The organism is Pseudomonas marginalis (assembly GCF_001645105.1).
In the GTDB taxonomy this organism is placed as follows: domain Bacteria; phylum Pseudomonadota; class Gammaproteobacteria; order Pseudomonadales; family Pseudomonadaceae; genus Aquipseudomonas; species Aquipseudomonas petroselini.
Window position 1 is genome coordinate 284,004 of sequence record NZ_LKEG01000042.1, and the last position, 13,106, is coordinate 297,109.

Here is a 13,106-nt window from a genome sequence, read left to right on the forward strand (position 1 = left end):
ACGGCCAGCTATCTATATGCCAGGTTGGCGAGCATTGTTCCGACTCCCCTTGGGCAAAATGATTCCCCATCGGTTGTCGGACAAGTCTCTACCTAAGTCAAAAATGGACCAAACAACGCTGATCCCCGTAGCGCGCGATTATCTAGTAGCCCGCGAAACAACGCATCAGGGATAACGAAGTATTTGTAGCGAAACCCTACGTTTTTAGGCATTAAAAGTCGTTTTTAATACATTCACGTCTGTAAGAGGAAGGTGACAGGCCCGTCATTGACCAAATGCACCTGCATATCGGCGCCAAAACGCCCCGACGCCACCTTGCCATGCAATTGTTGCGCTTGTAACAGCAAATGATCGAAAAGCGCTGCTCCCAGGGCCGGCGGGGCCGCTGTGGAGAAGCTCGGCCGCAGCCCGCTCTTGGTATCCGCCGCCAGGGTGAACTGCGACACCAGCAACAAACCGCCGTCGATATCCTTGAGCGATAGGTTCATCTTGCCTTCGTCCTCACTGAATACCCGGTAGTTCAGCAGCTTGTGCAGCAGTTTATCGGCGCTCTCCGGCGTATCCGAAGGCTCGACAGCCACCAGCACCAGCAACCCCTGATCGACGGCACCGACGATTTCGCCCGCCACCTCGACCCGGGCGCCTCGCACCCGTTGCAACAGGCCCTTCATGCTTCTTCAGGCGGCAGATCAAGCAGGCGCCGTGCCATTTCAGCGGTCGCGCGGACCAGCGCATCGGTAATACCGGGCTCCGACGCCGCATGGCCAGCCTCGCGAATCACCTGCAGCTCGCTGTTGGGCCACGCCTGATGCAGCTCCCAAGCGTTATCCAACGGGCAGATCATATCGTAGCGACCGTGGATGATTACGCCAGGCAGATGCGCAATCTTGTGCATATCGCGGATCAGCTGGTTGGGCTCCAGGAAGGAGTTGTTGGTGAAGTAGTGACATTCGATACGCGCGATGGACAGCGCGCGCTGCGGCTCGGAAAACCGCTCCACGTGCTGCGGGCTCGGGCACAGCCCCAGCATACGGCCTTCCCAGCCGGACCAGGCCTTGGCCGCGTGCATCTGGGCGATCTGGTCGTTGCCGGTGAGACGCTTGTGATAGGCCGCGATCATGTCGTGGCGCTCTTCCGCCGGGATAGGCGCGATGTAATCCTGCCAGTAATCCGGGAACAGACGGCTGGCACCGGCCTGGTAGAACCATTCGATATCCTGCGGGCGGGCCAGGAAAATGCCACGCACGATCAGGCCGTGCACACGCTCTGGATGGGTTTGCGCGTAGGCCAGGGCCAGGGTCGAGCCCCAGGAACCGCCGAACAGCACCCATTTGTCGATGCCCAAGTGCTCGCGAATGCGCTCCAGGTCGGCGACCAGGTCCCAGGTGGTGTTGTTTTCCAGGCTGGCGCGAGGGGTGGAGCGCCCGCAACCACGCTGGTCGAAGGTGACGATGCGGTACAGGTTCGGGTCGAAATAGCAGCGGCTCTGTGCGTCGCAACCTGCGCCAGGGCCACCATGGATGAATACGACGGGCAAGCCTTCGGGGGAGCCACTTTCATCGACGTACAGCGTGTGGGTGTCATCGACTGCCAGATCGTGCCGGGCGTAGGGTTTGATCTGCGGGTACCAAGTCTGCATTGCGCGCTCCGTAAGGGGTCGGGTTCATCCCTGGGGGGACGTCTTTTATTTTGCCGTTTGGCACTATAAACCCGAATTGTGCAATGAGCATGTCCTTGCGCGCTTAGACCTGTGTCAGCCCTTCTCTCCCCCGGCCATCGGGGTACACAGAGTGGATACGCCCGCGGCGTGTAGAGCCTGCCGGCAAAGGAGCGACAGTGAGACCGTCATCGGGGGCAAGCCCCCTCCCACATTGAACCGCGGTCATCCCGACAAAACGCGGTCAAGTGTGGGAGGGGGCTTGTCCCCGATAGCTATTTCAGCAACACCACCACTCACCGATAGCGCGCTTGCCCCCAAGCTAACACCCCTTCCAGCAATTGCTTGAGCACCACCCGCGTCGGCTCGGCCAGGTCCGGGCGATAAAGGAACGGCTCAACCTCTTCCATGTAAGTGCTCTGGCACAACTCCAGCTGTACAGCATGGATATCCTGCGCCGGGTCACCGTAATGCCGGGTGATATGGCCGCCCTTGAAACGTCCGTTGAGTACATGGGTGTACTGCGGATGGGTGGCGCAGATGGCCTCCAACTGGCTGGCCAGCCCTGGATCACAGGCAGCGCCGTTGAAGGTGCCAAGGTTGAAGTCCGGCAACTTGCCGTCGAACAGGTGCGGGATCACCGAGCGGATCGAATGCGCGTCAAACAGCAAGGCATAACCGAACTCGGCCTTGAGCCGCGCCAGTTCTTCTTGCAGCGTGCGGTGATAGGGGCCCCAGATCTTTTGCAGGTAACTGGCGCGCTCGGTCTCGCTCGGTTCCAGCCCTTCACGGAACAACGGCACACCCTCGAACAACGTGGCCGGGTATAGGCCGGTGGTGGCACCGGCATACAGTGGCTTGTCGTCGGAGGGCCGATTCAAGTCGATCACAAACCGCGAATATTCGGCCGACAGGGTGCTGGCACCCAGGGCTTCGGCAAAGTCATACAGCGTGGGGATGTGCCAGTCGGTGTCCGGCAGGCTTTGCGCCTCGGGGATCAACCCTGCCTCGACGGCGGGTGTGAGGCGCAGGCCGGCGTGGGGCATGCTGATCAGCAGCGGCACGCGGCCTTGTGTGAAGTTCAGAACCTTATCCACAAGCAATACTCCTCAAACAGTGACGTCGACGCCGTGGCGCACGACGCGTTTATCCAGCTCGCCACCCAGCCAATAGGCCAGGTCGGCAGGGCGATCGATCTGCCAGGCCACAAAATCCGCAACCTTGCCCACTTCCAACGAACCATGAGTGTCGCCCATGCCCAGCGCAGTGGCGGCATGTTGCGTAGCACCGGCGAGGGCTTCCTCCGGGGTCATGCGGAACAGCGTGCAAGCCATGTTGAGCATCAGGCGCACCGACAGCGCTGGGGACGTGCCGGGGTTGAGATCGCTGGCGATGGCGATTTTCACACCGTGTTTGCGCAAGGCCTCCATCGGCGGCAACTGGGTTTCGCGCAGGAAGTAGAACGCGCCGGGCAGCAAGACCGCGACGGTGCCGGAGGCGGCCATGGCGATGGCGTCTTCTTCGGTCATGAATTCCAGGTGGTCCGCCGACAACGCGTGGTAACGCGCCGCGAGGCTGGAGCCGTGCAGCGACGAAAGCTGTTCGGCGTGCAGCTTCACCGGCAGGCCCAGTTGCTGGGCGACTTTGAACACGCGCTCCACCTGCTCGGTGGAGAACGCCAGGTATTCGCAGAACGCATCCACCGCGTCCACCAAGCCTTCGGCCGCCAAAGCCGGCAGCATTTCGGTGCAGATGTGGTCGATGTAATCGTCGGCGCGGTCCTTGTACTCCGGCGGCAACGCGTGGGCCGCCAGGCACGTGGCGCGCACGCTGACCGGCAGCGCTTCGCCGAGGCGACGGGCCACTCGCAGCATTTTGCGTTCGTTGACCAGGTCCAGCCCATAGCCGGACTTGATCTCCACCGTGGTGACGCCGTCGCGCAGCAGACTGCGCAAGCGCTTTTCAGCGCTGGCAAACAGTTCATCTTCCGTCGCCGCGCGGGTGGCACGCACGGTGCTGGCAATACCGCCGCCCTTGGCGGCGATCTCGGCGTAGCTGACACCTTCGAGGCGCTGCTCGAATTCGCCGCTGCGGTTGCCACCGAACACCGTGTGGGTGTGACAGTCGATCAGCCCGGGGGTGACCCACGCGCCTTGCAGGTCATGCACCTGGGCGTAATCCGCCGTCGGTACCTGGCTGCGGGGGCCGATCCACTCGATGAGCGAACCAGCGGTCACCAGGGCGGCGTCCTCGATGATCGAGTATTTGCCCTGGGCCATGGTTGCGACGTGGCAGTGTTGCCAAAGCGTTTTCATCAACACCTCCCTAGATTAACGATGAGACAAAGCCGGGTCGCAGTGCACCTTGGCCGCTTGCCCGGCTGCAGGCTTGACCCACAACAGGTAAGCAACCACCAGCAGCACGATCCACACGGCACCGACCAGCAAAGCGGCCTGGGTGTCCGGGAAGTAACCCAGCACGCCAAACACGAACAGCATGAAGACGATGGCGGCCGCAGGCGCATAAGGCCAGAACGGCACGGGGAATTTCAGCTCGGCGACTTGTTCCTGGGTCATCGAGCGGCGCATCGCGACCTGGGTGAACAGGATCATCAGCCAGACCCACACAGTGGCGAAGGTCGCGATCGAGGCGATCAGCAGGAACACGTTTTCCGGGATCAGGTAGTTGAGCACCACACCGCCCAGCAGCGCCGCGCCCATCACCACCACGGTCATCCACGGCACGCCGTGCTTGGACAACTGCGCAAAGCCCTTGGGCGCCTGCCCTTGTTGGGCCAGACCGTACATCATGCGGCCGGCGCCGAAGATGTCGCTGTTGATGGCCGAGACGGCTGCCGAGATCACCACGATGTTGAGGATGGTCGCCGCCGAGCCGATGCCCAGGTTGCTGAAGATCTGCACGAACGGGCTGCCCTGGCTGCCGATCTGCGGCCATGGGTAGATCGCCATCAACACAAACAAGGTCAGCACGTAGAACAACAGGATACGCAGCGGCACCGCGTTGATCGCCTTGGGGATCACGCGTTGCGGGTCCTTGGCTTCGCCGGCGGTAATACCGATGATTTCAATGCCGCCAAAAGCGAACATCACCACCGCGAACGAGGCGATCAGGCCGCCGATGCCATTGGGCATGAAGCCACCGTGGGCCCACAGGTTGCTGAGACCGCTGGCCTGGGTGTCACCGGCCGAATGGATGCCGAACAGCATGATGCCGAAACCGCCGAGGATCATCGCGACGATGGCGCCGACCTTGAGCAGCGACAGCCAGAACTCCATTTCGCCAAACACTTTGACGTTGCACAGGTTCAGGCCGCCGATCAGAAACACAATGCCGAGGACCCAGACCCAGCGCGCGACGTCGGGAAACCAGAAGCCCATGTAGATGCCGAAGGCGGTGACGTCGGCCAGGCAGACGATGATCATTTCAAAGGCGTAGGTCCAACCGAGGATAAACCCCGCCATTGGGCCCAGGTAGGTGCTGGCGTACTGGCCGAAGGAGCCGGCGACCGGGTTGTGCACGGCCATTTCGCCGAGGGCGCGCATCACCATGAACACGGCGGCGCCGCCGATCAGGTAGGCCAGCAGCACAGCGGGGCCCGCCATCTGGATCGCAGAGGCAGAGCCATAGAACAGCCCGGTGCCGATCGCGGAACCGAGTGCCATGAAGCGAATATGTCGGGCGCTGAGCCCGCGTTTCAAACCCTTTTCTTGCTGTTGCATTTCTCGTCCTTAATTATTCTTATCCTGAGAAAAATCCAAACCTGGCGCCTGACAACTGTAGTGAGCGGGCTTGCCCCGCGCTGGGCTGCGAAGCAGCCCTGAAATGGCCACCGCATGTCTTCAGACAGAACGCGACGGCAGGTTTTGGGGCTGCTGCGCAGCCCAGCGCGGGGCAAGCCCGCTCACTACAGGGTGTTGCGGTTACAGGCTCGGCAGGNCCAGCTCATTCAGGCAGCGAGTGGCGAGCAATTCGCTGGCGGCGTTGATGTCCGGGGCGAAGAAGCGGTCCTTGTCGTAGAACGCCACTTTGTCGCGCAAAATCCCACGCGCTTTTTCCAGCTTCGGTGAGGTTTTCAGACCTTCGCGCAGGTCCAGGCCCTGGCACGCGGCCAGCCACTCCACGGCGAGAATGCCACGAGTGTTCTCGGCCATTTCCCACAGGCGTTTGCCGGCAGCCGGGGCCATCGACACATGGTCTTCCTGGTTGGCGGAAGTCGGCAGGCTGTCGACGCTATGGGGATGAGCCAGCGCCTTGTTCTCGCTGGCGAGTGCGGCGGCGGTCACTTGGGCGATCATGAAACCGGAATTCACCCCGCCATTGCCGACCAGGAACGGCGGCAGTTGCGACATGTGCTTGTCCATCATCAGCGAGATACGACGCTCGCTCAGGGAACCGATTTCGGCAATGGCCAGCGCCATGTTGTCGGCAGCCATGGCCACGGGCTCGGCGTGGAAGTTGCCGCCGGAAATCACGTCGCCTTCAGCGGCGAACACCAGCGGGTTATCCGACACCGCGTTGGCTTCGACCACCAGCACTTCAGCAGCCTGGCGGAACTGGGTCAGGCACGCGCCCATGACTTGTGGCTGGCAGCGCAGGGAGTACGGGTCCTGGACCTTGTCGCAGTTCTGGTGCGACTGGGACACCTGGCTGCTTTCACCCAGCAGGTCGCGATAGGCCGCAGCGGAATCGATCTGGCCGCGTTGGCCGCGAGCCGCGTGGATGCGCGCATCGAACGGCGAACGCGAACCCAGCACCGCCTCCACGGTGAGGCCGCCGCAGGCCAGGGCGCCGGCGAACAAGTCTTCGCCTTCGAACAGGCCACGCAGGGCATAGGCGGTGGACACCTGGGTGCCGTTGAGCAGCGCCAGGCCTTCCTTGGCGGCGAGGGTCAGCGGCGTCAGGCCCGCGACTTTCAACGCTTCGGTCGCTTCCAGCCATTCGCCTTTGTAACGCGCCTTGCCTTCGCCGAGCAGCACCAGGGACATGTGCGCCAGCGGCGCCAGGTCGCCGGAAGCGCCGACCGAACCTTTCAACGGGATGTGCGGGTACACCTCGGCGTTGATCAGCGCGATCAGCCCGTCGATCACCTGGCGGCGGATCCCGGAGAACCCACGGCTCAGGCTGTTGACCTTGAGCACCATGACCAGTCGCACCAGTGCATCGCTGATCGGCTCACCGACGCCGGCGGCGTGGGACAGCACCAGCGAACGCTGGAGGTTTTCCAGGTCTTCGCTGGCGATGCGGGTCGAGGCCAGCAGGCCAAAACCGGTGTTGATGCCGTAGGCGGTGCGGTTCTCGGCGAGAATCTGCTCCACGCAGGCCACACTGGCTTCGATCTGCGCCGTGGCGCTGTCATCCAGGCGCAGGGTTACCGGCTGCTGGTAGATGGCGCGCAGTTGGGCAAGGCTCAGCTGGCCTGGAATCAGGTTTAGCGCAGTCACATTCATACTCCTTGTGAATTGTTCTTTTTGAATAAGTCTTCAGTGCAAATTGGGTAATGCGGTGTCTTTGAGCACCTGGGCAGCCGCCGCAATGTCCGGCGCCAGCCAGCGGTCCTGTTCATAGGCCGGCACCACTTCACGCAACAGGCGCCAGGCGCGGTCGGTGCCCACGCCGAAGTGCTGGTCTTTCAAAAATTCGAACGCCTGGGCCGCCAGCAAATACTCGATGGCGAGGATCTGAGTGACGTTGGCCAATACCTGATGCAGCTTGAGCGCGGCATTGGTGCCCATGCTCAGGTGGTCTTCCTGCAGGCCCGAGGTGACGAAGTTGTCGAGCACCGCCGGTTGCGCCAGTTGGCGGTTTTGCCCACACAGTGAAGCGGCGACGTACTGCACAATCATCATCCCGGAGTTGACCCCGGGGTTGCTCACCAGGAACGCCGGCAGGCCGCTGACGTGCGGGTTGATCAGGCGATCCAGGCGGCGTTCGGCCACTGAGCCGATTTCAGCCATGGCAATCGCCAGCATGTCCGCCGCCAACGCCACGGATTGCCCATGCGGGTTGGCCTGGGACACCACGCGATAGTTGTCCGGTGTGCCGAGCACCAACGGGTTATCGGTGGCGCTGTTGAGTTCGGTCTCGATTTGACGGGTGGCGTGCGCCACCTGGTCGCGCGCCGCACCGTGGATCTGCGGGATCGAGCGGATGCTCAGGGCGTCCTGGGTGCGAATGCCTTTGCTGCTGGCGATCACTTCGCTGCCATCGAGCAAGGCGCGCAGGTTCATCCCCACGTGCTGCATGCCAGGGTGCGGCTTGAGCGCGATGATTTCTTCATCGAACGCATCGATCTGCCCGCGCTGGGCTTCGAAACTCATGGCGCCGATCACGTCGGCCCATTGCAGCAAGTGATGCGCATCAGCCAGGGCCAGGCAGCTCAGGCCGGTCATGCACGGCGTGCCGTTGACCAGGCACAGGCCGTCCTTGGCGCCGAGCACCACCGGCTGCAAGCCTTCCGCACTTAATGCCTCTTGAGCGGGAACGATCTGACCGCGGTAACTCACATTGCCCACACCCAGCAAGGCCACGCCGACGTGGGCCATATGGGTCAGGTAACCCACTGAGCCCTGGGAGGGCACTTGCGGCGTAATGCCGTGGTTGAGCAGCGCCAGCAGCGAGTGCACCACTTGCGGATGCAGGCCGGATTTGCCATGGCTGTAGTTGATGATGGCCGCGCAGATGATTGCGCGGGTCTGCTCGTCGCTCAATGCCGGGCCGACGCCGCAGGCATGGCTGAGCAAGGTGTTGCGCGACAGCTGGCTGAGTTGCTCGCCCTTGAGCGATACATTGCACAGCGCGCCCAGGCCGGTGTTCACGCCATAGGCGCGCTCACCGCGGGTGACGATGCGCTGCACGATGGCCTGGGCGTTGTCGATGCGCGCCCAGGCCTGGCCCGAGAGCTCGAGCACCGCGCCGTGGCGGGCGACGGCGACTACGTCCTGCCAGCGCAATGGCGTATCGGCGAGGGTGATTGTTGTTGCCTGGGACATCTTCGTACTCTCTTCAATTCTTGTGCAGCCTTACCGGCCCTATCGGGGGCAAGCCCCCTCCCACATTTGGAATGCATTCCCCTGTGGGAGGGGGCTTGCCCCCGATAAGGCCATCAGCCTCACCAACAAATCCAGGTCAGACCACCGCCACCCGCCGCTGAACAAACCGATCCACATACTCATCCGCCGGCGAATGCAGGATCTCCCGAGGCGTGCCGACCTGGATCAGCTTGCCGTCCTTGAGGATCGCAATGCGGTTGCCGATGCGCACGGCCTCGTCGAGGTCGTGGGTGATAAATACGATGGTTTTGTGCAGGGTCTTTTGCAGCTCCAGCAACTGGTCCTGCATCTCGGCGCGGATCAGCGGGTCGAGGGCGCTGAAGGCTTCGTCCATCAGGATAATGTCGGTGTCGGCCGCCAGTGCGCGAGCCAGGCCCACACGCTGGCGCATGCCGCCGGAAAGCTGGTGCGGGTATTTGTTTTCGTAGCCCTTGAGGCCCACGGTTTCGATCCAGTGCAGGGCGCGTTCGGCGCACACCTGCTTGGTTTCACCACGCACCTTGAGGCCGTAGGCGACGTTGTCGAGCACGCTCTTGTGGGGCAGCAGGCCGAAGCTCTGGAACACCATGCTGATCTTGTGCCGGCGGAATTGGCGCAGGGCTTCCATGTCCAGTTGCAGGATGTCTTCGCCGTCCACCAGGATCGCGCCGCTGGTCGGGTCGATCAAGCGATTGAAGTGGCGCACCAAGGTGGATTTGCCCGAGCCCGACAGGCCCATGATCACGAAGATCTCACCGGTGCCGATGCTCAGGGACAGGTCGTTCACGCCGACCACACAACCGGTCTCGGCCAGTACCTGATCCTTGGTCTTGCCCTGCCCGACCATGGCCAGCGCATCTTTGGAGCGCGCGCCGAAGATCTTGAAGACGTTTTTAACTTCGATTTTGCTGACAGTAGTCATTTGCTCGCCTCGTGTCGTGGACGACCATAGGCCTGGGTAATGCGGTCGATGACCACGGCGAGAATCACGATCGCCAGCCCGGCTTCGAGGCCTCGGCCAACGTTGAGGGTCTGGATGCCGACGAGCACGTCTTCACCCAAGCCACGGGCGCCGATCATCGAGGCGATCACCACCATCGACAGCGCCATCATGGTGGTCTGGTTGATACCGGCCATGATGCTCGGCAACGCCAGCGGCAGCTGCACGCCGAACAGTTGCTGCCAGCGGTTGGCACCAAAGGCGTTGATCGCTTCCATGACTTCGCCGTCAACTTGGCGAATGCCCAGGTCGGTGAGGCGGATCAGCGGCGGCGCGGCGTAGATCACCGTGGCAAAAATCGCCGGGACCTTGCCCAGGCCGAACAGCATCAGCACCGGGATCAGGTACACGAAGCTGGGCATGGTCTGCATGATGTCGAGCAACGGCATCAGCACCGAACGCAGGCGATTGCTGCGCGCCGACAGAATGCCCAACGGAATGCCAATCAGCACCGAGATCACCGTGGCGACCATCATCAGCGCCAGGGTTTGCATCAGCTTGTCCCACAGGCCAACCGCGCCCACCAGGAACAGCAAACCGACGATCACCGCCGTGGTCACCACCTTGCGGGTGGCGTGCCAGGCAACCGCGCCGACGATGGCCAGCATCAGCCACCAGGGGGCTGCGCGCAGCAACCCTTCCAGATTGACGATGGCCCATAGCAGGGTGTCGGAGATGTGCCGGAACACATCGCCGTAGTTGGTGACCAGTGAGTCCACCCAACCGTTGACCCAGTCGGCGATGGAAAACGTAAAACTCTCAGGAAACATAGCGTGCTCTCGATCCAGTGGGTTGTGGCCAGGCGCCCGGCTGCCCCTCAGGGTAGCCGGGCACGCTTGACCTACAAGGCCGCGTCGATTTTCTTGGCTGCGTCTTCACTCACCCAGGCGTGCCAGACTTCAGGATGTTCCTTGAGGAAAATTTTCGCCAGTTTCGGCGACTCAATTCGCTCCTTGGCCATGCGACCCAGGTTCTGGTTCAGCAGGTCGATGGGCAGGTTGACCTTTTCCAGCACGGCCACCAATTCCGGGGCTTGCTCGTGGAAAGCCTTGGACAGGCCAACCTTGATGCTCACGCTTTTATCCACGCCGGGTTTTTCTTCCAGCTTGACCAGGTCGACCTGGCCCATCAGCGGCGTGGGCGACCAGTAGTAAAACAGGATCGGCTCGCCGCGCTTGTAGCTCGACAGCACCGCCGCATCCAGCGCCGGGCCGGTGCCTGGGCGGAAGTTGGTGTAGGTGCTTTCCAGGCCGTAGCTCTTCAGCATTTCGCTGTTGTCCAGCTCGCAGGTCCAGCCGGCCGGGCAGTTGTAGAAGCGGCCCTTGGACGGCTCTTCCTGGTCCTTGAACACCGAGGCGTATTTGGCCAGGTCGGCGATATTTTTCAGGTCCGGGGCCTTGGGTTCCAACTTGCGCTTGGCGTCGCCTTCGATCACGTAGCGCGGCACGTACCAGCCCTCGATGGCGCCGACAATCGGGGCACCGACGCCAACGACTTTGCCGGCCTTCTCGGCCTTGTTCCAGACTTCACTGCGGCCGACCCATTCTTCGGCAAACACTTGGATATCGTTGCTGCTCAGGGCGTTTTCCATGGTGATGGAGTTACCCGGCAGGCTGTCGGTTTTGCAGTCGTAGCCTTTTTCCAGCACGGTTTGCAGGATGTCGGTGAGCAACATGCCGCTTTCCCAGTTCAGGCCGGCAAATTTCACCGGTTTGCCGGATTCGCACCAGCCGGCCGCCTGGGCGCCAGCGCTGGCCAGCAAACCTGCAGAGAGCAAGGTGGCCAGCAGGGTCTTATGCATTTTCATTGTTGTGACGCTCCCAATCTTGAAATGGATTACGGCAGTCAGTAGGCATCCTGCCCTGTCCACGTCCCATCAGGCTTGTGCGGCCAGCCCGTTTGTTGTTGGTGTAGCGCCCTGCTCTACCGGCAGGATCAGGTGATCGGGCACTGTGCCGTGCCATTTTTTCGCACACAGGTAATACAGGGCTGCTGGCAGTACCAGACCGATGATCCAGGAAATGTCCACGTCACCCAGCGCGGCCACCAAGGGGCCGGTGTAGAACTTGGTGGAGATGAACGGCAATTGCACCAGCACGCCGAACACATAGACGCTGATACCGAGCAGGTTCCAGCGGCCGTAGCGACCGTTCGGGTCGGCCAGCGCCGGCACGTCATAACGCTCGCGAGTGATGCAGTAGTAGTCCACCAGGTTGATCGCACTCCAGGGCGTAAAGAACGCCAGCAGGAACAGGATGAAAGACTTGAACGCACCGAGGAACGAGTGCTGGCCGAGCAACGCGATCAGGGTCGCGGTGCCGACGATGACCAACACGAACACCAGGCGTTGCAGGCGCGTGACCTCGAGGCGGCCACGGAAGCCGCTGATGATGGTCGCAATGCACATGAAGCTGCCGTAGGAGTTCAGCGTAGAGATGGTGACCTTGCCGAACGCGATGCTGAAGTACAGCAGCGCCGCGGTGGCACCGGTACCGCTCAAACCCACGATGTAGGCCACTTCGTGACCGGCGAACTGCCCGTTGGACATGGCCGCGGCAAACACGCCGAGGACCATCGCCACCTGCGCGCCAATGACCGAACCGGCGCCGGCGGCGAGGAAGGTTTTCACCGAAGACGTCGCGCTCGGCAGGTAGCGTGAATAGTCCGCCACGTAAGGGCCGAAAGCGATCTGCCAGGAGGCCGCGAGCGACACCGCCAGCAGGAAGCTGCTCCAACTGAAGTGACGGATTTGCAGGAGGGCGCCAACGTCGGTCTGGCTCACCAGGCGACTGAACAGGTAGACAAAGGCAATCACGCCAATGACGCTGGCGACGCGGCCGATGAAATGGATTACCCGGTAACCCAGCACGGTGACCAGCACAATGACACTGGCGAAGATCAGGATGCCGACGCTGTCGCTGACCCCAAACAACTGGCCCAGCGCCTGGCCGGAAAGCACGGTGCCGGTGGCGGTGAAACCGAGGTACATCAGGCACACCAGCACGATCGGGATGGCCGCGCCGTAAACGCCGAACTGAACCCGGCTGGAGATCATCTGCGGCAGGCCAAGCTTGGGACCTTGCGCCGCATGCAGCGCCATGACACCGCCGCCGATGAGTTGACCGATCAACAGACCGATCAACGACCAGAACACATCACCGCCCAGCACCACGGCCAGGGCCCCGGTGACAATCGCGGTGATTTGCAGGTTGGCGCCCATCCATAGGGTGAACTGGCTCAACAGACGACCGTGTCTTTCCACTTCCGGGATGTAGTCGATCGAACGCCTTTCGATCAACGGGGTGGTGTCATTTGCAGCCATGTTGTTCAACCTCTGATGGATTGTTTTCTGGTTCACTGCAGATCAAATGTGGGAGGGGGCTTGCCCCCTCCCACCTGG

General features: G+C 62.1%; 11 protein-coding genes. All 11 read right to left on the reverse strand.

Annotation, left to right across the window (positions count from 1 at the left end):
* Positions 1-233 precede the first annotated feature (233 nt).
* Positions 234-671, reverse strand: a complete 438-nt coding sequence (dtd, locus tag AO064_RS17025; protein WP_064054073.1) for a D-aminoacyl-tRNA deacylase — start codon at positions 669-671, stop codon at positions 234-236.
* Entirely contained in the window at positions 668-1,639 is a 972-nt protein-coding gene (pip, locus tag AO064_RS17030; RefSeq protein ID WP_012721782.1) for a prolyl aminopeptidase, read from the reverse strand. The genes dtd and pip overlap by 4 nt, the downstream gene beginning before the upstream one ends.
* Positions 1,640-1,953: 314 nt before the next feature.
* Positions 1,954-2,754, reverse strand: coding sequence for an N-formylglutamate deformylase (gene hutG / locus AO064_RS17035; protein ID WP_064054074.1), 801 nt, complete (start codon positions 2,752-2,754; stop codon positions 1,954-1,956).
* Between the two features lie 12 nt (positions 2,755-2,766).
* On the reverse strand, positions 2,767-3,972 hold the full coding sequence (gene hutI / locus AO064_RS17040) for an imidazolonepropionase (protein WP_064054075.1): 1,206 nt from the start codon (positions 3,970-3,972) through the stop codon (positions 2,767-2,769).
* Between the two features lie 15 nt (positions 3,973-3,987).
* Positions 3,988-5,397, reverse strand: coding sequence for an amino acid permease (locus tag AO064_RS17045; RefSeq protein ID WP_064054076.1), 1,410 nt, complete (start codon positions 5,395-5,397; stop codon positions 3,988-3,990).
* A 201-nt stretch (positions 5,398-5,598) separates the two neighbouring features.
* Positions 5,599-7,125: a histidine ammonia-lyase gene (gene hutH / locus AO064_RS17050; RefSeq protein ID WP_156521571.1), complete on the reverse strand. Its 1,527-nt coding sequence runs from the start codon at positions 7,123-7,125 to the stop codon at positions 5,599-5,601.
* A 33-nt stretch (positions 7,126-7,158) separates the two neighbouring features.
* Positions 7,159-8,667, reverse strand: a complete 1,509-nt coding sequence (gene hutH, locus AO064_RS17055; RefSeq protein WP_064054077.1) for a histidine ammonia-lyase — start codon at positions 8,665-8,667, stop codon at positions 7,159-7,161.
* 136 nt (positions 8,668-8,803) lie between these two features.
* The gene (locus AO064_RS17060; RefSeq protein WP_064054078.1) at positions 8,804-9,628 is read right to left on the reverse strand and encodes a quaternary amine ABC transporter ATP-binding protein; all 825 of its coding nucleotides are present in this window, start codon (positions 9,626-9,628) and stop codon (positions 8,804-8,806) included.
* Positions 9,625-10,476, reverse strand: coding sequence for an ABC transporter permease (locus tag AO064_RS17065; protein ID WP_012721776.1), 852 nt, complete (start codon positions 10,474-10,476; stop codon positions 9,625-9,627). Before AO064_RS17065 ends, AO064_RS17060 begins: the two co-directional genes overlap by 4 nt.
* A gap of 71 nt (positions 10,477-10,547) precedes the next feature.
* On the reverse strand, positions 10,548-11,513 hold the full coding sequence (locus AO064_RS17070; RefSeq protein WP_012721775.1) for an ABC transporter substrate-binding protein: 966 nt from the start codon (positions 11,511-11,513) through the stop codon (positions 10,548-10,550).
* A 69-nt stretch (positions 11,514-11,582) separates the two neighbouring features.
* Entirely contained in the window at positions 11,583-13,028 is a 1,446-nt protein-coding gene (locus tag AO064_RS17075; RefSeq protein ID WP_012721774.1) for a purine-cytosine permease family protein, read from the reverse strand.
* Positions 13,029-13,106 lie beyond the last annotated feature (78 nt).

Coding starts and splice junctions, on each gene's coding strand:
- hutH (WP_064054077.1), bottom strand. CDS start 8,667: ATGTCCCAGGCAACAACAATCACCCTCGCCGATACGCCATTGCGCTGG.
- AO064_RS17070 (WP_012721775.1), bottom strand. CDS start 11,513: ATGAAAATGCATAAGACCCTGCTGGCCACCTTGCTCTCTGCAGGTTTG.
- pip (WP_012721782.1), bottom strand. CDS start 1,639: ATGCAGACTTGGTACCCGCAGATCAAACCCTACGCCCGGCACGATCTG.
- AO064_RS17060 (WP_064054078.1), bottom strand. CDS start 9,628: ATGACTACTGTCAGCAAAATCGAAGTTAAAAACGTCTTCAAGATCTTC.
- AO064_RS17045 (WP_064054076.1), bottom strand. CDS start 5,397: ATGCAACAGCAAGAAAAGGGTTTGAAACGCGGGCTCAGCGCCCGACAT.
- hutI (WP_064054075.1), bottom strand. CDS start 3,972: ATGAAAACGCTTTGGCAACACTGCCACGTCGCAACCATGGCCCAGGGC.
- AO064_RS17065 (WP_012721776.1), bottom strand. CDS start 10,476: ATGTTTCCTGAGAGTTTTACGTTTTCCATCGCCGACTGGGTCAACGGT.
- dtd (WP_064054073.1), bottom strand. CDS start 671: ATGAAGGGCCTGTTGCAACGGGTGCGAGGCGCCCGGGTCGAGGTGGCG.
- AO064_RS17075 (WP_012721774.1), bottom strand. CDS start 13,028: ATGGCTGCAAATGACACCACCCCGTTGATCGAAAGGCGTTCGATCGAC.